The sequence below is a fragment of the Acidovorax sp. SDU_ACID1 genome, from assembly GCF_045291395.1.
In the GTDB taxonomy this organism is placed as follows: domain Bacteria; phylum Pseudomonadota; class Gammaproteobacteria; order Burkholderiales; family Burkholderiaceae_C; genus MR-S7.
Window position 1 is genome coordinate 3,249,893 of the sequence record NZ_CP152342.1, and the last position, 24,001, is coordinate 3,273,893.

At 68.2% G+C, this 24,001-nt stretch carries 23 protein-coding genes and 2 pseudogenes; 14 read left to right on the top strand and 11 right to left on the bottom strand.

Features of this window, described 5'->3' with window-relative positions:
* Nucleotides 1–35 precede the first annotated feature (35 nt).
* The 3 genes from AAG689_RS15895 to AAG689_RS15905 all read right to left on the bottom strand — a co-directional run bounded on the left by AAG689_RS15895 (nt 36) and on the right by AAG689_RS15905 (nt 6,241).
* Nucleotides 36–1,757: a methyl-accepting chemotaxis protein gene (locus AAG689_RS15895; RefSeq protein WP_406622840.1), complete on the bottom strand. Its 1,722-nt coding sequence runs from the start codon at nt 1,755–1,757 to the stop codon at nt 36–38.
* Between the two features lie 104 nt (nt 1,758–1,861).
* Nucleotides 1,862–4,207, bottom strand: coding sequence for a DNA topoisomerase IV subunit A (gene parC / locus AAG689_RS15900; protein ID WP_406622841.1), 2,346 nt, complete (start codon nt 4,205–4,207; stop codon nt 1,862–1,864).
* Nucleotides 4,208–4,264: 57 nt separating this feature from the next.
* Entirely contained in the window at nt 4,265–6,241 is a 1,977-nt protein-coding gene (locus tag AAG689_RS15905; protein WP_406622842.1) for a DNA topoisomerase IV subunit B, read from the bottom strand.
* An 85-nt stretch (nt 6,242–6,326) separates the two neighbouring features.
* Between AAG689_RS15905 and AAG689_RS15910 the strand changes: the two genes are divergently transcribed.
* From AAG689_RS15910 to bamC, 5 genes are read left to right on the top strand one after another with little or no spacing between them, the layout of a single operon-like run.
* Complete coding sequence (locus AAG689_RS15910; protein WP_406622843.1) at nt 6,327–7,544, top strand: MFS transporter; 1,218 nt, start codon at nt 6,327–6,329, stop codon at nt 7,542–7,544.
* Between the two features lie 4 nt (nt 7,545–7,548).
* On the top strand, nt 7,549–7,677 hold the full coding sequence (locus AAG689_RS15915; RefSeq protein WP_406622844.1) for a hypothetical protein: 129 nt from the start codon (nt 7,549–7,551) through the stop codon (nt 7,675–7,677).
* Nucleotides 7,674–8,198, top strand: a complete 525-nt coding sequence (locus AAG689_RS15920) for a class I SAM-dependent methyltransferase (RefSeq protein ID WP_406626351.1) — start codon at nt 7,674–7,676, stop codon at nt 8,196–8,198. Before AAG689_RS15915 ends, AAG689_RS15920 begins: the two co-directional genes overlap by 4 nt.
* Nucleotides 8,199–8,206: 8 nt before the next feature.
* On the top strand, nt 8,207–9,103 hold the full coding sequence (gene dapA, locus AAG689_RS15925; RefSeq protein WP_406622845.1) for a 4-hydroxy-tetrahydrodipicolinate synthase: 897 nt from the start codon (nt 8,207–8,209) through the stop codon (nt 9,101–9,103).
* Between the two features lie 20 nt (nt 9,104–9,123).
* Entirely contained in the window at nt 9,124–10,212 is a 1,089-nt protein-coding gene (gene bamC / locus AAG689_RS15930) for an outer membrane protein assembly factor BamC (protein ID WP_406622846.1), read from the top strand.
* Between the two features lie 100 nt (nt 10,213–10,312).
* Here the strand turns inward: bamC and AAG689_RS15935 are convergent, their stop codons facing one another.
* The 3 genes from AAG689_RS15935 to AAG689_RS15945 form a co-directional block, all read right to left on the bottom strand.
* The gene (locus AAG689_RS15935) at nt 10,313–10,582 is read right to left on the bottom strand and encodes a hypothetical protein (RefSeq protein WP_020226963.1); all 270 of its coding nucleotides are present in this window, start codon (nt 10,580–10,582) and stop codon (nt 10,313–10,315) included.
* 201 nt (nt 10,583–10,783) lie between these two features.
* Nucleotides 10,784–11,287, bottom strand: a complete 504-nt coding sequence (locus AAG689_RS15940) for a hypothetical protein (RefSeq protein ID WP_406622847.1) — start codon at nt 11,285–11,287, stop codon at nt 10,784–10,786.
* 24 nt (nt 11,288–11,311) lie between these two features.
* A complete protein-coding gene (locus tag AAG689_RS15945) occupies nt 11,312–12,439 on the bottom strand; it encodes a JmjC domain-containing protein (protein WP_406622848.1) in 1,128 nt (375 codons plus the stop codon).
* 16 nt (nt 12,440–12,455) lie between these two features.
* Here AAG689_RS15945 and AAG689_RS15950 point away from each other — a divergent pair, with 16 nt between their 5' ends.
* Complete coding sequence (locus tag AAG689_RS15950; RefSeq protein ID WP_406622849.1) at nt 12,456–12,980, top strand: peptidylprolyl isomerase; 525 nt, start codon at nt 12,456–12,458, stop codon at nt 12,978–12,980.
* A gap of 6 nt (nt 12,981–12,986) precedes the next feature.
* On the opposite strand, the gene AAG689_RS15955 is transcribed toward AAG689_RS15950, so the two are convergent.
* From AAG689_RS15955 to coaBC, 3 genes and pseudogenes are all read right to left on the bottom strand, one after another.
* Nucleotides 12,987–13,469, bottom strand: a complete 483-nt coding sequence (locus AAG689_RS15955) for a glycine zipper 2TM domain-containing protein (protein WP_020226959.1) — start codon at nt 13,467–13,469, stop codon at nt 12,987–12,989.
* A 141-nt stretch (nt 13,470–13,610) separates the two neighbouring features.
* Nucleotides 13,611–14,057: a dUTP diphosphatase gene (gene dut / locus AAG689_RS15960; protein ID WP_406622850.1), complete on the bottom strand. Its 447-nt coding sequence runs from the start codon at nt 14,055–14,057 to the stop codon at nt 13,611–13,613.
* Nucleotides 14,054–15,273, bottom strand: a pseudogene (gene coaBC, locus AAG689_RS15965) (bifunctional phosphopantothenoylcysteine decarboxylase/phosphopantothenate--cysteine ligase CoaBC). The gene dut and the pseudogene coaBC overlap by 4 nt, the downstream one beginning before the upstream one ends.
* Nucleotides 15,274–15,348: 75 nt before the next feature.
* Between coaBC and AAG689_RS15970 the strand changes: the two are divergent.
* From AAG689_RS15970 to AAG689_RS15995, 6 genes and pseudogenes are all read left to right on the top strand, one after another.
* Nucleotides 15,349–16,998 (top strand): CTP synthase, encoded by a 1,650-nt coding sequence (locus AAG689_RS15970; protein WP_020226956.1) that lies wholly within the window; start codon nt 15,349–15,351, stop codon nt 16,996–16,998.
* A gap of 5 nt (nt 16,999–17,003) precedes the next feature.
* Nucleotides 17,004–17,861 carry a 3-deoxy-8-phosphooctulonate synthase gene (kdsA, locus tag AAG689_RS15975; protein WP_406626352.1) on the top strand — a complete coding sequence of 286 codons (858 nt, stop codon included), beginning with the start codon at nt 17,004–17,006 and terminating at the stop codon, nt 17,859–17,861.
* A 3-nt stretch (nt 17,862–17,864) separates the two neighbouring features.
* A pseudogene (locus AAG689_RS15980) lies at nt 17,865–18,153 on the top strand (DUF1330 domain-containing protein).
* 85 nt (nt 18,154–18,238) lie between these two features.
* Nucleotides 18,239–19,525 (top strand): phosphopyruvate hydratase, encoded by a 1,287-nt coding sequence (gene eno / locus AAG689_RS15985; RefSeq protein WP_406622851.1) that lies wholly within the window; start codon nt 18,239–18,241, stop codon nt 19,523–19,525.
* Nucleotides 19,526–19,539: 14 nt separating this feature from the next.
* Nucleotides 19,540–19,824, top strand: coding sequence for a septum formation initiator family protein (locus AAG689_RS15990; RefSeq protein WP_020226952.1), 285 nt, complete (start codon nt 19,540–19,542; stop codon nt 19,822–19,824).
* Between the two features lie 13 nt (nt 19,825–19,837).
* Nucleotides 19,838–20,227 (top strand): hypothetical protein, encoded by a 390-nt coding sequence (locus tag AAG689_RS15995; protein WP_024000837.1) that lies wholly within the window; start codon nt 19,838–19,840, stop codon nt 20,225–20,227.
* A 3-nt stretch (nt 20,228–20,230) separates the two neighbouring features.
* Here the strand turns inward: AAG689_RS15995 and AAG689_RS16000 are convergent, their stop codons facing one another.
* Nucleotides 20,231–21,217, bottom strand: a complete 987-nt coding sequence (locus AAG689_RS16000) for an Hsp33 family molecular chaperone HslO (RefSeq protein ID WP_020226950.1) — start codon at nt 21,215–21,217, stop codon at nt 20,231–20,233.
* Between the two features lie 8 nt (nt 21,218–21,225).
* Nucleotides 21,226–21,750 carry a gamma carbonic anhydrase family protein gene (locus tag AAG689_RS16005; protein WP_020226949.1) on the bottom strand — a complete coding sequence of 175 codons (525 nt, stop codon included), beginning with the start codon at nt 21,748–21,750 and terminating at the stop codon, nt 21,226–21,228.
* A 40-nt stretch (nt 21,751–21,790) separates the two neighbouring features.
* Here AAG689_RS16005 and AAG689_RS16010 point away from each other — a divergent pair, with 40 nt between their 5' ends.
* Both AAG689_RS16010 and AAG689_RS16015 read left to right on the top strand, forming a co-directional pair.
* Complete coding sequence (locus AAG689_RS16010) at nt 21,791–22,591, top strand: ferritin-like domain-containing protein (RefSeq protein ID WP_034689800.1); 801 nt, start codon at nt 21,791–21,793, stop codon at nt 22,589–22,591.
* 74 nt (nt 22,592–22,665) lie between these two features.
* On the top strand, nt 22,666–23,934 hold the full coding sequence (locus AAG689_RS16015) for an EAL and HDOD domain-containing protein (protein WP_406622852.1): 1,269 nt from the start codon (nt 22,666–22,668) through the stop codon (nt 23,932–23,934).
* Nucleotides 23,935–24,001 lie beyond the last annotated feature (67 nt).

Consider the following 24,001-nt stretch of genomic DNA (forward strand, 5'->3'; position numbering starts at 1 on the left):
TCGCCTAGGAGGCGAGCCCGTTTCAAGGCGCGGTGTTAGAAGGACTCCCAGTCGCCATCGCCTGCCGGGGTTGCCGGCGCCGCCAGGGCCTTGGGAGTTGCGGCGCGCGCCGCGCCAGCCGCTGCCACGCGCGGTGCGGCGGCAACGGGCTTGGCCGGGGGCGCAGCCACGGGCCGTGCTGCTGGCGCTGGTGTGCGCGCCGGCAGGGCCGCCGACCCGTCGGTGCGGAAGGCCGACACCACGTGCGCCAGGTGATCGGCCTGCTCGCGCAGGCTTTGCGCGGCGGCGGCGCTTTGCTCCACCAGGGCGGCGTTCTGCTGCGTCATCTGGTCGAGTTGGCCCACGGCCTGGTTCACCTGCGAGATGCCTGCGCTCTGCTCGGCGGACGCGGCGGTGATCTCGCCGATCATGTCCACCACGCGCTGCACCGACTGCACGATCTCGGCCATGGTGGCGCCCGCGTCGTGCACCAAGCGCGAGCCGCTTTCCACGCGCTCGACCGACGTGCCGATCAGCCCCTTGATCTCCTTGGCCGCGTCGGCGCTGCGCTGCGCCAGGCTGCGCACCTCGCCAGCCACCACCGCGAAGCCCCGGCCTTGCTCGCCCGCGCGCGCGGCTTCCACGGCGGCGTTCAGCGCCAGGATGTTGGTCTGGAAGGCAATGCCGTCGATCACACCGATGATGTCGGCGATCTTGCGGCTGCTCTGCTGGATGTCGTCCATGGTGGAAACCACCTCGGTCACCACCGTGCCGCCGCGGCGTGCCACCTCGGAGGCGCTGCCCGCCAGCTGGCTCGCCGTGCTGGCGCTGCCCGCGCTCTGCTGGATGGTGCTGGTGAACTCCTCCATGGCGGCGGCGGTCTCCTGCAGGTTGCTGGAAGTCTGCTCGGTGCGCGCCGACAGGTCCTGGTTGCCGGTGGCGATCTCGGCGCTGGCCACGGTGATGCTGTCGGTGCTCTGGCGCACCTCCTGCACCATGCGCGCCAGGGCCTGGCGCATGCTGGCCAGCGAGCGCAGCAGCTCGCCGAATTCGTCGCCGCGCGTGGCCTCGGCGCCGTCGCTGCGCAGGTCGCCGCCCGCGATGCGCGCCGCCATGGCGTTGGCCTCGGCCAGAGGACGCTGGATGCTGCCGATGAGCAGGTAGGCCCCCGCCACGATGCCCAGCAGCAGCACCGCCACAGCGCCCGCCGCCAGCTTCACCGTGAGCATGCGCGATGCGGCCATCTCGGCCAGCTGCTCCTCCGCGGCGCGCTCCTGCATCTGCACGAAGTCGCGCAGCGTGCCAAGGTAGGTGGCCACGGCAGGGATGTAGGACTGCTGCACGAGGCGCACCGCCTCCTCCTGGCTGCCGCCCTCCTTGAGCTTGGCGGCCTGCCCACGCAGGTCGATCATGGCCTTGCGCGCCTCGGCGATGCGCTGCATCTGGGCGCGGTCGGCCGGCGACAGGTCCAGCCCTTCCAGGCGCTTCTGCAACTCGGAGATCTGGGCCGAGGTGGCCGGGATCTGCTCCTTGAAGGCCTGCGCCACCGCGCTTTCATTGCTCAGCGACAAGGCCAGGGTGCGGGCCGCATTCGTCTCGGTGAGGCCGGCCCAGCGCGTGGCCGTCTGCACGCGCAGCGTCATCTCCTTGGTGAGCGCGTCGGCCTCGGCCTGGGTTTGGGCCGAGCGGTAGCCCGACGCGGTGATGATCGCGATGAGCGCCACTACGACGCACGCCACGGACAGCCACAGCTTGTGGGAAATACGCAGGCTTTTCATGGCAGGCTCGCTCCTTGTCGGGTGGGGTTTTGTGTGCAACGCACCGCGCCCCTGCGGTGCAGCGTTGCATGCATGCTACCAAACGCAACAAGCAGAGCGATAGCCTATTCCACGCGCAGCACCTCGGTGGGCTTGAAGCCCAGGTCGGCCGCCTTGCCCTTGCGCCCGCGCACGGCGCGCGCGTTGTTGAGGCTGCGGATTTCGAGCTGCTCCTCGCGCGGCTTGCCGCCACGGCCCACGCCCGCGAAGCGCACGCTGCGCGTATAGGCCGCCGCGCCCGCCAGGGTGTCCTTGGGCTCCAGGTCGATCAGCATGAGGCCGCGCCCGCCCTTTTCCATGAGCTTGAGCTCGCCGATCTCGAACGTGAGGATGCGCCCGCCCGCGGACGCGCAGCACACGTGCGTGGCGGGCACGATGGCCTGGCTTCCACTGGTGAACGCGGCGTGCGACGGCCGGCACAGCCGCTCGCCCTCGCTTAAAGCGACGAAGGCCTTGCCGCCCCGGTTGCGCGCCGTCATGTGTTCCACGGTGGACAGGAACCCGTATCCGCCCGAGCCCGCCAGCAGCAGCGCCGCATTGCCCGGCCCGGCGAAGTAGTGCACCGGCTGCGTGCCCGCCTCCAGCTCGATCAGCGTGGTGATGGGTTGCCCGTCGCCGCGCCCTCCCGGCAGGCTGGCGACGGCCACCGAGTACACGCGCCCGTTGCTGCCGAAGACGATGAGCGTATCGATCGTGCGGCACTCGAAGGTACCGTAGAGCCCGTCGCCCGCCTTGAAGGCGAAGCTGCCGGCCTCGTGCCCGTGGCCCTGGCGTGCGCGCACCCAGCCTTTTTCGGAGACGACCACGGTGACCGGCTCGTCGAGCACCTTCACCTCGGCCACGGCCTTCTTCTCGGCCTGGATCAGCGTGCGGCGCGCATCCTGGAACTGCTTGGCATCCGCCTCGATCTCCTTGACCATCAGGCGGCGCAGCGAGGCGGGGTTGGCCAGGATGTCCTCCAGCTTGCCCTGCTCCTCGCGCAGCTCCTTGAGTTCCTGTTCGATCTTGATGGCCTCCAGCCGCGCGAGCTGGCGCAGGCGGATTTCGAGGATGTCCTCGGCCTGCCGGTCGGAGAGATTGAAACGCGCGATCAGCGCCGCCTTGGGCTCGTCGCTCGCGCGGATGATGGCGATCACCTCGTCGATGTTGAGCAGCACGATCTGCCGCCCTTCGAGGATGTGGATGCGCTCCAGCACCTTGTTCAAGCGGTGCTGCGAGCGCCGCGCGATGGTGGTCTGGCGGAACGCGATCCACTCCTCCAGCATCTGCCGCAGCGACTTCTGCACGGGCTTGCCGTCCAGCCCCACCATCGTGAGGTTGATGGGCACCGAGGTCTCCAGGCTGGTGTGGGCCAGCAGCGTGGTGATGAGATCCTGCTGCGGCACCTTGCCGGTCTTGGGCTCGATGACGATGCGCACCGGCGCGTCCTTGCTCGACTCATCGCGCACGCCGTCGAGCAGCGCAAGCAGCGCCGCCTTGAGCTGGGTCTGCTCCTGGCTCAGAGTCTTCTTGCCGGCCTTGATCTTGGGATTGGTGATCTCCTCGATCTCTTCGAGCACCCTGGCGGTGGAGACGCCGGGCGGCAGCTCCGTCACCACCATCTGCCACTGGCCGCGCGCGAGTTCCTCGATCTTCCAGCGCGCACGCACCTTGAGGCTGCCGCGCCCGGTGCGGTAGGCATCCTGGATGTCGCTCGCCGCGCTGATGATCTGCCCGCCGCCGGGATAGTCCGGGCCGGGGATCAGCGCGAACAGTTCCTCGTCGGCCAACTGCGGCTTCTTGACCAGCGCCACGCAGGCATCGGCCACCTCGCGCAGGTTGTGGCTCGGGATTTCCGTCGCCAGGCCCACGGCGATGCCGCTCGCGCCGTTGAGCAGCGCGAACGGCAGGCGCGCGGGCAACTGGCGCGGCTCCTGCGTGCTGCCGTCGTAGTTGGGCATGAAGTCGACCGTGCCCATGTCGATCTCGTCGAGCAGCAGGCCGGTGATCTTGGCCAGCCGCGCCTCGGTGTAGCGCATGGCAGCAGCGCCGTCGCCATCGCGCGAGCCGAAGTTGCCCTGGCCGTCGATCAGCGGGTAGCGCTGGTTGAAGTCCTGCGCGAGCCGCACCAGCGCGTCGTAGGCCGACTGGTCGCCGTGCGGGTGGAAGCGGCCCAGCACATCGCCGACCACGCGGGCGCTCTTGACGGGCTTGGCGGCAGTGTTGCCGTTGAAGCCCAGCCCCATGCGATCCATCGCATAGAGGATGCGCCGCTGCACGGGCTTGAGCCCGTCGCACACGTCGGGCAGCGCGCGGCCCTTGACCACGCTGAGGGCGTATTCGAGATAGGCGCGCTGGGCGTAGCCCGCGAGTTCCAGGCGGTCGCCGTCGTCCTGCGGCGCGGAAAGATCGAGTGTGGGTTGATCGCTCATGCTATTGAATCAGGAGCTACCAGCGCTTGATAGGAAAGCGCTGGAGGCCAAAAAGACTTAGATATCGACTTCGACTGCGTCGCCGTGCAGCTCCATCAGCTCGCGGCGCGAGGCGGCCTCGCCCTTGCCCATCAGCTTGGTGATGAGGTTCTCGGTGGCGCCGAAATCGAACGCGCCCAGCTGGATGGGCAGCAGGCGGCGTGTGTCGGGATTGAGCGTGGTTTCCCAGAGCTGCTCGGCGTTCATCTCGCCCAGGCCCTTGAAGCGGCTGATCTGGCATTTCTCGCGCGGCACGCCGTCCTTGGCACATTTGTCGAGGATGGCTTCGAGTTCGCCCTCGTCCAGCGCGTACATCTTGGCGGCGGGCTTCTTGCCGCGCGCGGGCACGTCCACGCGGAACAGCGGAGGGCGGGCGACGTAGATGTGGCCCGCGTCGATCAGCTTGGGGAAGTGGCGGAAGAACAGCGTGAGCAGCAGCACCTGGATGTGGGAGCCGTCCACGTCGGCGTCGGACAGGATGCAGACCTTGCCGTAGCGCAGTCCGCTCAGGTCGGGCGAATCATGAGGGCCGTGCGGATCGACGCCGATGGCCACCGAGATGTCGTGCACTTCGGTGTTGGCGAACAGGCGATCACGATCCACCTCCCAGGTGTTGAGCACCTTGCCGCGCAGCGGCAGCACGGCCTGGTTCTCCTTGTCGCGGCCCATCTTGGCGCTGCCGCCGGCGGAGTCGCCCTCGACCAGGAACACCTCGTTGTAGGCCAGGTCGCGGCTTTCGCAGTCGGTGAGCTTGCCGGGCAGCACGGCCACGCCGGAGCCCTTCTTCTTCTCGACCTTCTGGCCCGCGCGCTGGCGGGTCTGCGCGGCCTTGATGGCGAGCTCTGCCAGCTTCTTGCCGTATTCCACGTGCTGGTTGAGCCAGAGTTCGAGCGCGGGGCGCACGAAGCCGCTGACCAGGCGCACGGCGTCGCGCGAGTTCAGGCGCTCCTTGATCTGGCCCTGGAACTGCGGGTCGAGCACCTTGGCGCTGAGCACGTAGGAAGCGCGCGCGAACACGTCCTCGGGCATGAGCTTGACGCCCTTGGGCAGCAGCGAATGCAGCTCGATGAAGCTCTTGACCGCGTTGAACAGGCCATCGCGCAGGCCCGCGTCGTGCGTGCCGCCCGCGCTGGTGGGGATGAGGTTGACGTAGCTCTCGCGCACGGGCGCGCCGTCTTCGGTGAAGGCTACGCACCATGCGGCGCCCTCGCCTTCGGCGAAGCTCTCGCTGTGGCGGTCGGCGAAGCCCTCGCCCTCGAACAGCGGGATCACCGGATCGACGGTGAGCGTCTGGCCCAGGTAGTCTCGCAGGCCGCCCTTGTACTGCCAGGTCTGCGTGTCCTTCTTCTTCTCATCGATGAGCTGCACGGTGACGCCGGGCATCAGCACGGCCTTGCTGCGCAGCAGGTGCATCAGCTCGCCCATCGGCAGGCTGGCGGATTCGAAATATTTCGCGTCGGGCCACACGCGCACGGTGGTGCCCTGTTTGCGCTCGCCCTGCTGCAGGGCGCGCGCGGCCAGCGGCTCGGTCACGTCGCCGCCCGAGAAAACGATGCGCGCGGCCTGGCCCTCGCGGTGCGTGGTGGCCTCCAGCCGCGTGGCGAGGGCGTTGGTGACGGAGACGCCCACGCCGTGCAGGCCGCCCGAGAAGCTGTAGGCGCCGCCCTTGCCCTTGTCGAACTTGCCGCCCGCGTGCAGGCGGGTGAACACCAGCTCGATAACGGGTGCGCCCTCGTCAGGATGCAGGCCGAAGGGGATGCCCCGGCCGTCGTCCTCCACGCTGACCGAGGCGTCGGCGTGCAGCGTGACCTTGATGCGCTTGCAGTGGCCGGCCAGCGCCTCGTCGGCGGCGTTGTCGATCACCTCCTGCAGGATGTGCAGCGGGTTGTCGGTGCGGGTGTACATGCCGGGCCGCTGCTTGACCGGCTCCAGCCCTTTGAGAACGCGGATCGAGCCTTCGGAATAGTCGCTCGGGGATGCGGGTTTGACTGCCATAGGCGGCGGATTGTAGGGCTGGATATAAAACCAGTTCAACCGCCCCTCGCAAGCGGACGCCGCGGCTTTTCGCTACATTCGCCGGATGCACAACGAAACCCGAAAACTCCCGCTGGCGCAGGTGCTGCTGTGCGGTGGCGCCATCGTCACCCTCTCCATGGGCATCCGCCATGGTTTCGGCCTGTGGCTGCAGCCCATCACGCAGGAGATGGACTGGACGCGCCAGACCTTCGCGCTGGCGATCGCCGTGCAGAACCTGGCCTGGGGCCTGTTCGGCATCTTCGGCGGCATGGTGGCAGACAAGTTCGGGGCCTTCCGCGTGCTCATCGGCGGGGCGGTGCTCTACGCGCTGGGGCTGGCGGGCATGGCCCTGTCGCCCACGCCGCTCCTCTTCACGCTGACCACCGGCGTGCTGATGGGCGCGGCGCAGGCGGGCACGACCTACGCCATCATCTACGGCGTGCTGGGGCGGCAGGTGCCGGCCGACAAGCGCTCGTGGGCCATGGGCGTGGCGGCGGCGGCAGGCTCGTTCGGGCAGTTCCTGATGATGCCGCTGGAAGGCCAGCTCATCCTGCACCTGGGCTGGAAGACGGCGCTGCTGGCGCTCTCGGCCATGGTGCTGCTCATCGTGCCGCTGGCCTGGGGGCTGCGCGAGCCGGGCTTCCACGGCAGCGCGCCCGTGAAACGTACGCAGACCGTGCGCCAGGCGTTCGCCGAGGCGCTGCGCTACCGCAGCTTCCTGCTGCTCACGGCGGGCTACTTCGTCTGCGGCTTCCAGGTGGTGTTCATCGGTGTGCACATGCCCAGCTACCTGCGCGACCACGGCCTGTCGGTGCAGGTGGCGAGCTACGCGCTGGCGCTGATCGGCCTGTTCAACGTGTTCGGCACCTATGCGGCGGGCACGCTGGGCCAGCGCATGCCCAAGCGCCACATCCTGGCCTTCATCTATTTCGCGCGCGCCGTGGTCATCACCATCTTCCTGCTGGTGCCGCTGTCGCCGTTGTCGGTCTACGTGTTCTCGGCCGTGATGGGCGCGCTGTGGCTGTCCACCGTGCCGCCCACGAACGCCACGGTGGCGCAGATCTTCGGCGTGCAGCACCTGTCGATGCTCAGCGGCTTCGTGTTCTTCAGCCACCAGATCGGCAGCTTCCTGGGCGTGTGGCTCGGCGGCTACCTGTACGACCGCACGGGCAGCTACGACATCGTCTGGTACCTGGCCATCGCGCTGGGCATCTTCGCGGGCCTGGTGAATCTGCCCGTGCGCGAGAGCGCCATCCCCCGCGCCGCCCCGCAGGCGGCCTGACGCCATGCCCCGCACACACCGGAAATGGCTGGCAGGCGCGGTGGCGCTTCTGGTGCTGCTGGCCGTCTTCGGCATGTACGCGCAGCCGGATTTCATGCTGTCGCTGGCCGATCAGCTCTGGAGCTGCTTCTGACCGCGTCCGACTGGATCCAGCGCTGGTCGCACCTCGTGCCCGAAGGCGGCACGGTGCTCGACGTGGCCTGCGGCGCGGGACGCCACATGCGCTGGTTTTCAGAGCGAAATCACCCTGTAACCGGCGTGGATCAAGCGCAAGCAGCTATTGAATCAGTAGCCCCGATGGGCGAAGCGATCCAGGCCGACATCGAGAACGGCCCCTGGCCCCTGCCCGGCCGGCGCTTCGACGGCGTGGTGGTCACCAACTACCTCTGGCGCCCGCTGCTACTTACCATCGTGGAGAGCGTGGCACCCGGCGGCGTGCTGCTCTACGAGACCTTCTCCCAGGGCAACGAAACCGTGGGGCGGCCCGCGCGGCCCGAGTTCCTGCTGCGCCCCGGTGAACTTCTGCACGCCTGCAAGAGTCTGCGGGTGGTGGCCTACGAAAACGGCTTCCTCGACGACCCCGTGCGCTTCGTGCAGCGCATCGCCGCCGTGCGCGAACCCGCCCTAGTTAGAATGCCCCTTTACCGTTTTTGAACGCGGACATGACCTCTCCCAGCGCCACCCTCACGGGCAGCATCGTCGCCCTCGTCACTCCCATGCACGACGACGGCAGCGTCGATTACCCCACCTTGCGCAAGCTCATCGACTGGCACATCCAGGAGGGCACGGATTGCCTCGGCGTCGTGGGCACCACGGGCGAATCGCCCACGGTGAACGTGGAGGAGCACTGCGAGATCATCCGCGTGTCGGTCGAACAGGCGGCCGGGCGCGTGCCCGTGATGGCCGGCTGCGGCGCCAACTCCACGGCCGAGGCGATCGAGCTGGCCCGCTTCGCCAAGAAGGTGGGCGCCGACAGCCAGCTCCAGGTGGTGCCCTACTACAACAAGCCCACGCAGGAAGGCCAGTACCGCCACTTCAGATCAATAGCCGAAGCCGTGGGCGACCTGCCGATGGTGCTCTACAACGTGCCCGGCCGCTCGGTGGCCGACATGCACCACGAGACTGTGCTGCGCCTCACGCAGGTGCCGGGCATCGTGGGCATCAAGGAGGCCACGGGCAACATCGAGCGCGCGCAGTGGCTGATCCGCGACGTGCCCAAGGGCTTCGCCGTCTATTCGGGCGACGACCCGACGGCCGTGGCGCTCATGCTGTGCGGCGGCCAGGGCAACATCAGCGTCACCGCCAACGTGGCGCCGCGCCTGATGCACGAGCTGTGCGTGGCCGCCATCGCGGGCGATGCGCGCAAGGCCATGGAGATCCAGTTCCGCCTGCTGCCCGTGCACAAGCATCTTTTCGTCGAGGCCAATCCCATCCCCGTCAAGTGGGCCATGCAGCGCATGGGCCTGTGCGGCGGCGCCTTGCGCCTGCCCATGACGCCGCTGGCCCAGAGCAACGAGGCCGTGGTGGAAGGCGCCCTGCGCGCCGCCGGCCTGCTGTAACACGTTCCAAGGATATTCGCGTGAACGCTACCACCCGCCTGGGCCTGCTGGGCCTTGCCGTGACCCTGTCTGCCTGCTCCGTGCTGGAGAGCGACAAGATCGACTACAAAAGCGCCACCAAGGGCGCATCGCTGGAAGTGCCGCCGGACCTGAGCCAGCTCTCGCGCGACACACGCTACACCGTGCCCGGCGGCGTGGTGTCCGCCGCGGCCTTCGAGGCCGGCCAGGCCCAGCAGCCGCGCGGTGCGGCGAATGCCGCGCCCCAGGCCATCGGAGACGTGCGCATCGAGCGCGACGGCAACCAGCGCTGGCTGGTGGTGGACCGCCCGGCCGACCAGCTCTGGGAGCCGGTGCGCGACTTCTGGCTCGAAAACGGCTTCGTCTATACGCTGGAGCAGCCCAACCTGGGCCTGCTCGAGACCGACTGGGCCGAGAACCGCGCCAAGCTGCCGCAGGACATCATCCGCTCCACCATCGGCAAGGTCTTCGATTCGCTCTATTCCACCGGCGAGCGCGACAAGTTCCGCACACGCCTGGAGCGCGCCTCCGACGGCCGCACCGAGATCTACGTCAGCCACCGCGGCATGGTCGAGGTCTACAGCACCGCGCAGAAGGACAGCACGATCTGGCAGCCGCGTCCCGCCGATCCCGAGCTGGAAACCGAGTTCCTGCGCCGCCTGATGGTCAAGCTGGGCGTGAGCGAGGAGCAGTCCAAGGCGGCAGCGGCCGCCGTCGTGCCCCCGGCACCCTCGGCCCGCATGGCCACGGCGGGCGGCGTGCCGGTGGTGCAGCTCGACGAGAATTTCGATCGCGCATGGCGCCGCGTGGGCGTGTCGCTGGACCGCACCGGCTTCACCGTGGAAGACCGCGACCGCAGCCAGGGCGTGTACTTCGTGCGCTATGTCGCGCCCACCGAGAAGAAGGAACAGGGCTTCTTCAGCAAGCTCTTCGGCCGCTCGCCGGATGCGGCCGCGCCGCTCAAGTACCGCATCGTGGTGCGCAGCGAAGGCAACCAGAGCACCGTCTCGGTGCTGAACGCGGCAGGCGCACCCGAGTCGTCCGCCAATGCCGAGCGCATCGTGCGCGTGCTTGCCGACGACCTGAAGTAGGCCCGGCACCGGCCCAAACAAAAAGCCCCGGCCTGACGGCTCGGGGCTTTTTGCGTCCCATGCTCCCGAGAGGAGCACGGAAGGCAGAGAGGCCAGCGGATTACTTGGCTTCGGAAGCGGCGCCGGTAGCGGCTGCGGCGGCTGCATCGGCAGCGGCCTTGGCGGCGTCAGCGGCAGCGTCGTTGGCGGCAGCCGGTGCGTCTGCGGAGGCAGGCGCTTCTGCGGGCGCGGGAGCGGGTTCCGGAGCAGGCGCGGGGGCAGGTGCTTCCACGGGCGCGGGTGCGGGTGCCGGAGCGGGCTCTTCCTTCTTGCCGCAAGCGGCGAGAGCGGCAGCAGCGATCAGGGCGGCCAGAACGACGGAGTTTTTCATGTCGGTTTCCTTGGTTGGACAGATGACAGGTGATTATTATGAAAATGCCGGCGTCCGCCTCTTGCAGCGGTGAACCCGGCGCGGGCGCATTCTTGCGGTGCACCCTGGGGCTATACCGGGTCGAAATTATAGGGAGGTTTCGTCAATACTGGTTAATACCAGGATCTGGCAACCCCTGTTACAAATGGCGCCCGTGCCGCGTCACAGTCCCAGCACGGTGGCCGGGAAACCCGGGCTGCTCTTGCGCTCCTGCCATTCGTTCAAAGCCTCGCGCAGCAGCACGCGCCTGTCGGGCTCGCTCCCGGTCACGCCAACGCAGCGCACCGGGTCATGGCGCTGCAACACCCAGCCCGGCGACCAGATGGCGCTGGGCAGGTCCAGCGGGTCGGCAGCAGCAGCCCTGCGGCACACGATGATGTGGTCCCAGCGCACCCGCCACTGCACGAAACGGGCGTGCCGGCGCACTATCTCGCTGAAATCCGCCGCAAGCAGGGTGAAGCGCCGGCCCGTGCGCGACCATTGCTGCAGCGCGTCTGCCACGGCGCGTTCGCCCAGCGGCCAGTCGTGGAAACTGGCGTCGCTGAACACCAGCTCGGGCCAGTCCTCGCGCGCCGCGCACTGCAGGGCATCGCGCACCAGCTGCTGGAAGGCCTCCCGGCCCTCGAAGCGCCCGCTGGGGAGCGGGACGATTTCGGTATCGGTCATTCCCTGCTCCTTTTCGCTGCCGCCTCAGGCTGGAGAGCTGGCATGCACCCAGCCGGCCTCGCACCAGGACGACAGCAGCTCCAGCGCCGCATCGCTCGCACGGGCCAGGTCCCGCGCGTCCAGGCGGCGCTGGTCCGCCAGCCGCTGCATCAGCGTGGCGTCGCGCCCGGCGGCGCGGTAGCTCTCGCCGTTGATGAAGACGTGCCTGGCGTCGTACATCATGCGCGTGCGCCGGTCGAGCACCACGCATTCCATCATGCCTGCGGATGCCGAGGGCTCGAACCAGACGTTGGGCTTGGGCTCGGTCAGGGCTTCACCCAGCGCACGCTCCAGTGCCAGCGGCTCTTCCAGGGCACGGCGCACCGCATCGCGCGCGAAGGTTTGCAATTCCTGCGGAATGGCGCCCGAGGCGGACACGGCCGGCTGGCGCGGGTCACGGTAGATGGGCGAATCCTCCTCGTCCACCGCCGCGTCCGCCATGCGCAGCAGCACCTCATGGGCCAGATCCGCGCGGTTGGGCGAACGAAAACCGATGGAGTAGGTCATGCACTCTCCCTCGGCGATGCCATCGTGGGCCCAGCGCGGCGGCAGGTACAGCATGTCGCCCGGCTCCAGCACGTATTCCTCCTCGGGCTCGAACTGCTCCAGGATCTTCAGCGGCAGGCCGTCGCGCAGCGCAAAATTCTTCTGGCGCCCGATGCGCCAGCGCCGCCGGCCGTGGGCCTGCAGCAGGAAGACGTCGTAGCTGTCGAAGTGCGGGCCCACGCCGCCGCCGTCGCTGGCATAGCTGATCATCAGGTCGTCCAGCCGCGCCTGCGGCACGAAGCGGAACTGTTGCAGCAACGCATGCACGGCCTCGTTGTGCAGGTCCACGCCCTGCACCAGCACCGTCCATTCGCGCGTGCCCAGCGATGGCAGGGAACGCCGTGCGAGCGGGCCGTGGCGCAGACGCCAGCGGCCGTCCAGATGCTGGATGTAGCGGGATTCGACCTCCTCGCGCGCAGCCAGTTCGAACAGCGCCGCGCGCCCGACAGGGGGCTTGAAGCCCGGGATGGCCTGCCGCACGAGGAGCGGCTTCTTGTGCCAGTGGCGCTGCATGAACTGCGCCGGGCTCAGGCCTGCGAGCAGGGGCGATGGTTGTTGAATGTCCATAAGCGACAATTCTCTTATGGAAATTACCGAACAATGTGTGGTCGCCTTGACCTGGATCTTGAAAGACACGCTGGGCGAGGAACTCGACGTGCTCGACGATCCTGTGGAATTCCTGGTCGGCGGGGACGACCTGCTCGCACGCATCGAACAGGCCCTGCAAGGCCACGGCGTAGGCGCAGAACTCTCCTTGCACCTGGAGCCGGAAGAGGCGTTCGGCGACTACCAGGACCAATTGCTGTTCCTGGAGTCGCGCTCGCTCTTCCCTGCGGACACCGAAGAAGGCATGACCTTCGACGGCGCTGCATTGCCCCAGGGTGTGAACCCCGATGCGCCGCGCGACGCGCTCTACACCGTGGCCCAACTCTACCCCGACCATGTGGTGCTCGATGGCAACCACCCGCTGGCCGGGATCGCGCTGCGCCTGCAGCTCATGGTGCACGGCGTGCGCGAAGCCACAGAGGAAGAAATCGGACGCGGCTCCGCCGGCACCGGTTTCTTCCGCATCCAGCCGCAGGCGCCGGGCAGCGACCTGCTGCACTGACGCGGCTTACATGCGCGATATCTGGCCGCCGTCCAGCCGCACCCGGTCGCCGGGGCGCAGGTCGCCGGGCGAAGGCACGTCGTAGACGCGCTGGCCGCCCTGGTCCAGCCGGACGGTGATGCGGTAGGTGTCGTACTCGGTGCGGCTGTTGCGCCCCTCGATGGCGTTGCCGGCCACGGCGCCGCCCACGGCGCCGATGGCGGTAGCCGCAGCCCGGCCGGTGCCGCCGCCGACCTGGTTGCCCAGCACGCCGCCTACCACCGCGCCGAGGATGGCGCCAGCGCCACTGGTGCGGTTCTGGGCCTGCATCCCTTCGATGTAGAGCACCGAGCCGTATTCGATGCCGCGATCGGGATAGGCCTGGTAGCCGGGGGCGGGTTGGCCGACGTATTCCGGGCCATAGCTACGCGGTTGCTGGCCGCAGGCCGCGAGCAGGCCTGACAGGCCCACCGCCACGCACAGGGATGCAAAACGGGAAGGGTTGCGCATGGTTCACTCCTCGCATTCACTGGAATGCGCTATGCGTCCATTGCAGCACCCCGCCCTCCAGGCTGGCGCCGGGCGATCGCCGCGCGCGCCGTAGTTCCAGGCGCACGCGGTTCGTAAGCCCAGGCCTACGCCTGCGGCCCTTCAGTGCTTGCCGGTGGAGCCGTAGCCACCCTCGCCGCGCTCGCTCGCGGGGAACTCGCTCACCACGTTGAACTGCGCCTGCGCCACCGGCACGATGACCAACTGCGCCAGCCGCTCCATGGGCTGCAGCGTGAAGGCCGTGTCGCTGCGGTTCCAGGCGCTGACCATGAGCTGGCCCTGGTAGTCGCTGTCGATCAGGCCCACGAGGTTGCCGAGCACGATGCCGTGCTTGTGCCCCAGGCCCGAGCGCGGCAGGATCAGCGCGGCGTAGCCGGGGTCCTTCAGGTAGATGGCGATGCCCGTGGGCACGAGCTGCCAGGCGTTGGGCTCCAGGGTCAGCGGCGCGTCGATGCACGCACGCAGGTCGAGCCCCGCGCTGCCAGGGGTGGCATAGGCGGGCAGTTGATCCGCCATGCGCGGATCGAGGATCTTGACGTCGATTTTCATGAGGAAGTGTTCAGGCGCCGGGCGATCTCGGTGACGAGTTGGCGGCCCAGCTCGGCCTTGCTCGCGCGCGGCAGTTCGTGGCTGCCGTTCTCGTCGATGAGCAGCAGCGCGTTGTCGTCCTGGCCGAAGGTCGCCGGGCCGATGTTGCCCACGAGCAGCGGCACGCCCTTGCGCACGCGCTTGGCACTGGCGTGGGCCAAAGGTTCTCGCTCTCGGCCGCGAAGCCGACGCAGTAGAGCTGGCCGGCGCGCGCGCGTTCCGATTGCGCGATGGTGGCGAGGATGTCGGGGTTCTCCACGAAGGAGAGCTGAGGCACCTGGCCCGAGCTGTCCTTCTTGATCTTCTGGTCGGCGGCATTGGCCGGCCGCCAGTCGGCCACGGCTGCCGTCGCTATGAAAATAGTAGCTTCTTGCGCTTGTCCAGCAACGGTTTCAAGCATATTTTTTGCTGAACGCACGTCGATGCGCCGCACGCCGCGCGGCGTGGGCAGGTGCACCGGCCCGGCGACCAGCGTGACCTCGGCCCCGGCCTCGCGTGCCGCGCGGGCGATGGCGAAGCCCATCTTGCCGCTGGAGAGGTTGGTGATGCCGCGCACCGGGTCGATGGCCTCGAACGTGGGCCCGGCCGTGATGAGCACGCGCTGGCCCGCGAGCCGCTTGGGCGCGAAAAAGGCGGCCAGCTCTTCCATGATCTCCTCGGCCTCCAGCATGCGGCCGTCGCCCGTCTCGCCGCAGGCCTGGTCGCCGTTGCCCACGCCGAGCACGGTGGCGCCGTCCTGTACCACCTGGGCCAGGTTGCGCTGCGTGGCGGGATGGGCCCACATCTCGCGGTTCATCGCGGGCGCGAGCAGCAACGGCACGCGCGCGATAGGGCGCGCGAGGCACAGCAGGGAGAGTAGTTCGTCGGCGCGGCCCTGCACGAGCCGCGCGACGAAATCGGCGCTGCACGGCGCGATGAGGATCGCATCGGCCTCGCGGCTCAGGTTGATGTGCGGCATGTTGTTGGGCTCGCGCGCGTCCCACTGCGAGCCGTAGACGGGCCGGCCCGTGAGCGCCTGCATGGTCACGGGCGTGATGAACCGCTCGGCCGCCTCCGTCATCACGACCTGCACCGTGGCGCCGGCCTTCACCAGCAGCCGGGCGAGCTCGGCGGACTTGTAACAGGCCACGCCGCCGGAGAGGCCCAAAACGATGTGTTTGCCAGCAAGTGCATTCATGGGGGCGCATTCTGGCAGACCGGGCGTGCGGGAGCGGGACTTCTATAATCCCGATTTCCCACCACCAAAAAAGACATGACCAAATTTGTCTTCGTCACCGGCGGTGTGGTGTCTTCCCTGGGCAAGGGAATCGCCTCAGCCTCCCTTGCCGCGATCCTCGAATCGCGGGGTCTCAAAGTCACCCTCATCAAGCTCGATCCGTACATCAACGTCGATCCGGGCACCATGTCTCCCTTCCAGCACGGCGAGGTCTTCGTGACCGACGACGGGGCGGAGACCGACCTCGACCTGGGCCACTACGAGCGCTTCATCGAAACGCGCATGAAGCAGGCCAACAACTTCACCACTGGCCGCATCTACCAGAGCGTGCTGGAGAAGGAACGCCGCGGCGACTACCTGGGCAAGACGGTGCAGGTGATCCCGCACGTCACCAACGAGATCCAGGAATTCATCAAGCGCGGCGCGGGCATCGGCACGCCCGACGCGGTGGACGTGGCCATCTGCGAGGTCGGCGGCACGGTGGGCGACATCGAGTCGCTGCCCTTCCTCGAAGCCGTGCGCCAGCTCTCGCTGAAGCTCGGCCCCAACAATTCGGCTTTCGTGCACCTGACCTACCTGCCCTGGATCGCCACGGCGGGCGAACTCAAGACCAAGCCCACGCAGCACACGGTGCAGAAGCTGCGCGAGATCGGCATCCAGCCCGACGCGCTGCTGTGCCGCGCGCACCACGCCGTGCCCGAGGAAGAGCGGGAGAAGATTTCCCTGTTCACCAACGTGGCCGAGTGGGGCGTGATCAGCATGTGGGACGTGGACACCATCTACAAGGTGCCGCGCATGCTGCACGAGCAGGGCCTGGACGGCCTGATCTGCGACAAGCTGCGCCTGAACACCCCGCCCGCCAACCTCAAGCGCTGGGACGACCTGGTGCGCGAGACCGAGCATCCGCAAGGCGAGGTGCAGATCGCCATGGTGGGCAAGTACGTGGAGCTGTCGGACGCCTACAAGTCCGTCAACGAGGCGCTCAAGCACGCCGGCATGCAGAGCCACGTGCGCGTGAAGATCACCCACGTGGATTCGGAAACCATCACCGACGCCAACGCCGCGCAGCAGCTGGGGGCCTACGACGCCATCCTGGTGCCCGGCGGCTTCGGCTCGCGCGGCGTGGAAGGCAAGATCAGCACCGCCAGGTATGCCCGCGAGCACAAGGTGCCCTACCTGGGCATCTGCCTGGGCATGCAGGTGGCCACCATCGAGTACGCGCGCCACATGGCGGGCCTGGACGGCGCGAACTCCACCGAGTTCGACGCGCACTGCAAGCACCCCGTGATCGCCCTCATCACCGAATGGAAGGACGAGGACGGCACGATCAAGACGCGCGACGCCAACTCCGACCTGGGCGGCACCATGCGCCTGGGCGCCCAAAGCTCCGACGTGCAGCCCGGCACGCTGGCCCACAGCATCTACGGCGACGTGGTCACCGAGCGCCACCGCCACCGCTACGAGGCCAACGTGCAGTACCTCGAACAGCTGCGCAAGGCAGGCCTGGTGATCTCCGCGCTCACCCAGCGCGAGCACCTGACCGAGATCGTCGAGCTGCCCAGCGAAGTCCACCCCTGGTTCATCGGCGTGCAGTTCCACCCCGAGTTCAAATCCACGCCCTGGAACGGCCACCCGCTGTTCAACGCCTTCGTGAAGGCGGCCGTGGCGCATCAGAAAAAGGCTTGACCATCATGCAACTCTGCGGCTTCGACGTTGGTCTGGAACACCGTTTCTTCCTCATCGCGGGCACCTGCTCCATCGAAAGCCTGCAGATGTCGCTGGACGTGGCCGGCCAGCTCAAGGAAGCGTGCGGCGCCCTGGGCGTCCCGCTGATCTACAAGGGCTCGTTCGACAAGGCCAACCGCTCGTCGGGCGCCAGCCAGCGCGGTGTGGGCATGGATGCGGGGCTCAAGATCCTCGACGAAGTGCGCCGCCAGCTGCAACTGCCCATCCTGACCGACGTACATGACGCGTCGCAGGTGGCCGAGGTCGCCAGCGTGGTGGACGTGCTGCAGACGCCCGCGTTCCTGTGCCGCCAGACCGATTTCATCCGCGCCGTGGCCCAGTCCGGCAAGCCGGTGAACATCAAGAAGGGCCAGTTCCTCGCGCCCTGGGACATGAAGAACGTGATCGACAAGGCCCGCGCCGCTGCGCGCGAAGTGGGCCTGGACGAAGACCGCTTCCTCGCCTGCGAGCGCGGCGTGAGCTTCGGCTACAACAACCTGGTAGCCGACATGACCAGCCTGGCCGAGATGCGCAACTCCGGCGCGCCCGTGGTGTTCGACGTAACCCACTCGGTGCAAAAGCCCGGCGGCCTGGGCGCCGTGAGCGGCGGCGCGCGCGACATGGTGCCCGTGCTGGCCCGCGCGGGCGTGGCCGTGGGCGTGGCGGGCCTGTTCATGGAAACCCACCCGTGCCCGGCAGAAGCCTGGTCCGACGGGCCGAACGCCGTGCCGCTCAAGCACATGCGCGCGCTGCTCGAAACCCTGGTCGCGCTGGACGACGTGACCAAGCAGAACGGTTTTCTCGAAAACAACTTTGGAGCCTGAGACATGCCCAGTGGATACGTCATCGCCAACGTACGCGTCACCAACCCCGCGCAGTACGAGGAATACAAGAAGTGGAGCACGGCCGCCTTCGAGGCGCACAAGGCCGAGATCTGCGTGCGCGGCGGCCAGGTCGAGGTGATGGAAGGCGACTGGACGCCCGAGCGCGTGGTGATCGCCAAGTTCCCGAGCTTCGAGGCCGCCAAGGCGTTCTACCACTCTCCTGAATACGGCAAGGCCCGCGCCGCGCGAGGGCGCGGCCATCATGCGGCTGGTGTGCGTGGAAGGCCTGTGACGCTACTTGTTTGATAGCTTCCAGCGCTTGCCTGTCAAGCGCTGGAGCTCGATTCGATTCAAAACTTCCCTACAAAGAGGAAACCATGAGTGCCATCGTTGACATCGTAGGCCGCGAAGTGCTGGACAGCCGCGGCAATCCCACCGTCGAATGCGACGTGCTGCTGGAAAGCGGCGTGATGGGCCGCGCCGCCGTGCCCAGCGGCGCGTCCACCGGCAGCCGCGAAGCCATCGAGCTGCGCGACGGCGACAAGAGCCGCTACCTGGGCAAGGGCGTTCTCAAGGCCGTGGAGCACATCAACACCGAGATCAGCGAATCCGTGCTGGGCCTCGATGCCTCCGAGCAGGCGTTCCTCGACAAGACCCTGATCGACCTGGACGGCACCGACAACAAGAGCCGCCTGGGCGCGAACGCCATGCTCGCCGTCTCGATGGCCGTGGCCCGCGCCGCCGCCGAGGAATCCGGCCTGCCCCTGTACCGCTACCTGGGCGGCATGGGCGGCATGCAGCTGCCCGTGCCGATGATGAACGTCATCAACGGCGGCGCGCACGCCAACAACAGCCTGGACCTGCAGGAATTCATGATCATCCCCGTGGGCGCGCCCAGCTTCCGCGAGGCCGTGCGCTGGGGCGCCGAAGTGTTCCACGCGCTCAAGAAGATCATCCACGACAAGGGCATGAGCACCGCCGTGGGCGACGAAGGCGGGTTCGCCCCGAGCGTGGACAGCCACGAGGCCGCGATCCAGCTCATCCTGCAGGCCATCGAGGCCGCGGGCTACACGGCGGGCGAGCAGATCGCCCTGGGCCTGGACTGCGCCGCCAGCGAGTTCTTCCAGGACGGCCAGTATGTGCTCGAAGGCGAAGGCGGCCTGCGCCTCAGCGCCCAGCAGTGGACGGACATGCTCGCCACGTGGTGCGACAAGTACCCCATCATCTCCATCGAGGACGGCATGGCCGAGGGAGACTGGGACGGCTGGAAGATCCTCACCGAGCGCCTGGGCAAGAACGTGCAGCTCGTGGGCGACGACCTGTTCGTGACCAACACCAAGATCCTCAAGGAAGGCATCGACAAGGGCATCGGCAACTCGATCCTCATCAAGATCAACCAGATCGGCACTCTCACCGAGACCTTCGCCGCCATCGAGATGGCCAAGCGCGCGGGCTACACCGCCGTGATCTCGCACCGCTCGGGCGAGACCGAGGACTCCACCATCGCCGACATCGCCGTGGGCACCAACGCGGGGCAGATCAAGACCGGTTCGCTCAGCCGCTCCGACCGCATCGCCAAGTACAACCAGCTCCTGCGCATTGAGGAAGACCTGGGCGACATCGCCCACTATCCCGGCCGCGACGCGTTCTACAACCTGCGCTGATCGGCCGGTAGCCCGTGGGCTCACGCATCGTCCCGCTGTTCCTGCTGCTGCTGCTCGTGGGCATCCATGCGCAGCTGTGGACGGGGCGCGGCAGCGTGGGCCACGTGGAGGACATGCGCCGCCAGATCGCCGCGCAGCAGGCGGCCAACGCCCAGGCGCGCCAGGCCAACGAGCACCTGGCCGCCGAGGTGCAGGACCTCAAGGACGGGCTGGAGATGGTCGAGGAAAAGGCGCGCAGCGAACTCGGCATGGTCAAGCCGGGCGAGATCTACGTGCATGTCACTCCGGCCCGCCGCTGATCTGCGCATAGCGGTGACAGGCGCCGATGGCGGGGCCTGTGCGGCGCTGGCGCGGGGTTTGCACGAGGCACGGCCGCTCGCCCGCACCGAAGTCGTCACCGGGCCGCCCGGCCCCGGCTTTCAATTAACGTTGCTCTGCGCACTGCCCAGCCCCGCTGCCCGCGAGATGCAGCTGCGTGCCGCGCTCCTGCAGGCGGGCGTGGCGCACCAGGTGCTGCACGGCCCGCCGGATTCGCAACTGCGCAGCGCGCTGGAAGCTATTGATTTAATAGCTGCTTGCGCTTTACCAGAAAGCGCTGAGGCCCGATTTCATTCAAAACAGCGTCTGCGTCCCTGGGGCTGCGAGAAATGCAGCGACCCCGAGTGCGAGCACCGTCTGTTCACGGCGCTGCGCGAGTACTGAGGTTTATTGCACCCGCGACGTCGCAGGCGGCTGCTTGCCCGGCTCGGTGAAGAGCTGCGCCGCATCCACCGGGTCGAAGTGGTACTGCTGGCCGCAGTATTCGCAGCCCACCTCCACGTTGCCGCGCTCGGCCAGGATGCTCTCGACCTCCTCGGCGCCCAGGTTGCGCAGCATGTTGCCCACGCGCTCGCGGCTGCAGGTACAGGAAAAGCGCGGGCCGTCCGCCCCCTGGCGCGGGGCGAAGCGCAGCAGCTTCTCCTCCCAGAACAGGCGGCGCAGGATGGTGTCCACGTCCAGCGTGAGCAGTTCCTCGCGCGTGAGGCTCGCGGCCAGCGTGGCGATGCGGTTGTAGTCCTCGCTGCGGCCGATGGCATCCTCGTTCTCGGCGGCGGTCATGGCGCCCAGGTTGCCCTCGCCCTTGATCGGCATGCGCTGGATCAGCAGGCCGGCCGCCACCTGGTCGTTGGCGGCCAGTACCAGCGTGGTGTCGAGCTGTTCGGACTGCAGCATGTAGTGCTGCAGCACGTCGGAGAGGCGGTGCAGCTTCTCGCCCCGGTCGCCATGCAGCGGCACCACGCCCTGGTAGGGCTGCTGGCCGGGCCGGCGGTCCTGCGGGTCCAGCGTGATGGCGCAGCGCCCGCCGCCGCCCACGTTCACCATGTCGGGGAGCCGCGCATCCACCGGCAGTTCGCCCGCCACGGTGGCGGTGGCGCGCAGGCCCAGGTCGGAGCGCACCTCCGCCACGGCCAGCTTGACCGGGCCGTCGCCGAACACCTGCAGCACCAGCGCGCCGTTGAACTTGATGTTGGACTGCATCAGCACGCCCGCGGCGGCCATCTCGCCCAGTAGCTCGGCCACGGGCGGGGCATAGGGCCCCGTTTCGGTGTTACCGGCGCGGCGGGCCAGCAGCTCCGTCCAGGCATCGGTCAGGCGCACGACCATGCCGCGCACGGGCAAGCCGTCGAATAGAAACTTGTGGAGTTCGGACACTTCGTCTTTCAGCCGATCTTGCGCAGTCCGCCACGGAAGCGGCGCGCGTTCTCGATGTAATGCTGCGCGCTCTGGCGCAGGCCTTCGATCTGTTCGGGCGTGAGCTGGCGCACCGCCTTGGCGGGGCTGCCCAGGATCATGGAGCCGTCGGGGAATTCCTTGCCCTCGGTGACCAGCGAGCCGGCGCCTACCAGGCAGTTCTTGCCGATCCTGGCGCCGTTGAGCACGATGGCGCCGATGCCGATCAGCGACTCGTCGCCGATGGTGCAGCCGTGCAGCATGACCTGGTGGCCCACGGTGACGCGCTCGCCGATCACCAGCGGCTTGCCCACGTCGGCATGCAGCACGCTGGCATCCTGCACGTTGGAGCCCGCGCCGATGGCGATGCTCTCGCAGTCGCCGCGCACCACGGTGCCAAACCAGACGCTGGCGTCCTCGCCCACCGACACGTTGCCCATGACCTGCGCGCTGTCGGCCACCCAGGCCGATGCGGCCACCTGCGGTGCCGTGCCATCCAGTTCGTAGAGCGCCATCGCCGTTGTCTCCATGTGGGGGAAACCTAGAATTGTAGGGATGGAGCTTCGCCAACGTGCCCTGCAGGTCTTGTGCCTGACGGACCCTGAACAAAAATCGACTGCAGCGCTTGACCTGCAAGCGCAGGCAGCTACGCTTTCAATAGCATTCGACGCAGCACTCACCCCCAACCAGCCCCTGCCCGGCCACCCTGTGCGGCCCGAGCTGCGGCACCACACGGCCGTGGCGCGCCGCTCGCCGGCCACGGCCGAGGGGCGCGCGGTGCTGGTCCACGCCATCGCCCACATCGAGTTCAACGCCATCAACCTCGCGCTGGACGCCGTCTGGCGCTTTCCCGGCATGCCCCGCCAGTTCTACCTGGACTGGCTGCGCGTGGCCGGTGAAGAGGCCCGGCACTTCCGCCTGTTGCAGGGCCACCTGCGCACGCACCTGGGCCACGACTACGGCGACTTTCCCGCGCACCAGGGCCTGTGGAGCATGTGCGAGAAGACGGCCCACGACATCGTGGCGCGCATGGCCCTGGTGCCGCGCACGCTGGAGGCGCGCGGCCTGGACGCCACGCCGCTGATCCAGCACAAGCTGCGCAACGTGGGCACGCCCGACGCTCTGGCGGCCGTGGACATCCTTCATGTCATCCTGCGCGAGGAGGTGGGCCACGTGGCCATCGGCAACCACTGGTACGGCTGGCTGTGCGAGCGCGAGGGGCTGGACCCGGTGGCGCACTACGCCGTGCTGGTGCAGCGCCACGAGGCGCCACGCCCCAAGCCGCCGCTCAACGAGGCGGCGCGGCGCGCGGCGGGCTTCACCGAGGCGGAGATGCTCTGGCTGCAGCATGGCTAGGCCACGTTCTTTTCCTACAATGCCCCCGGTATCCGCGCGGCGCGTGGCGCCCGCTCACCGTTTCCTGTCTGCCCATGTCCACATCGCCTACCGCCCCTCCTCCCCCTTCCAGCCCGGCAGCCGGCGGCACCAGCGGCGCGATGATCGCGCGCCAGGCCATCATGAACGGCCAGCAGGCGGTGGTGGGCTACGAGCTCTTCAACCGCTCCCGCTCCCACGGCGCGCACACGGCGGCCAGCGACGTGATCCTGGTCTTCACCGCCCTGTCCCACGCGGGCACGGAAGAGCTGGTGGGCAAGATGCTGATCTTCGTGAACTGCACCCACGAGAGCCTGGCCGGCGGGCACCTGGAGCTGGTGAACCCCGACAAGGTGGTGCTGGAGATCCCCGCGCTCGGCCATACCGCCAACCACGAAGTGGCCGCGCGCCTGCCCATCCTGGCAGGCCTGCGCGCGCGGGGCTTCCACCTGGCGTTCAACCACACGGTGCTGGAATCGGCCTACGCGCCCTGGCTGCCGCTGGCGGACTACATCAAGCTCGACCTGTCGGTGCTGGCGCCGGACCAGGTGGCCGTGCTCATCAACTACGCCGGCCGCCACTCCCAAGCCGAGCTGATCGCCGAGAAGATCGAGACCGCGCAGCAGTACGACATGGTGTCCTCCCTGGGCGTGCAGCTCTTCCAGGGCTACTGGTTCTCGCGCCCGGCGCTGATCGAGGCCAAGCTGCTCACCCCCACGCAGGCCAGCATCGTGCAGCTGCTGAACCTGGTGCGCAGCCAGGCCTCCACCGCCGAGATCGAGGAAGTGCTCAAGAAGGATGCGGGCCTGGCCTTCAACCTCATGCGGCTCATCAACTCCGCGGGCCTGGGGCTGGCGCACGAGGTCACATCCTTCCGCCAGGCGGTGCTGCTGCTCGGCCTGAAAAAGCTCTTCCGCTGGGCCGCCCTGCTGCTGACGGCCATGCGCAGCGGCGGCACGCCGCCCGCCGTGGGCCAGACCGCCGTGGTGCGCGGGCGGCTCATGGAGCTGCTGGCCCAGGAATTCCTGCCGCCCGAGGAGGCGGACAAGGCCTTCGTCATCGGCATCTTCTCCATGCTCGACCAGATGCTGGGCATGCCGCTGGCCTCCGCCGTGGGCCTGCTGCACATGCCCGACGGGGTGGACGACGCGCTGCTGCACCGCCAGGGCGTGTTCGGCGAGTTGCTCACCCTCGTGGAGGCCTGCGAAACCAGCAACGACAGCGCCTTCGACCATGCGGCGCAGTCGCTCAAGCTCTCCAACCAGCAGATCAACTGGGCGCACCTGCAGGCGCTGGCCTGGGCCGACCAGCTGGCGCACTCCTAGAGCTTGTCATCCATCAAATCCCCCCGCGCGAGGGGCGTCTGCTTTGTCGCACGGCTTGCCAATAGCT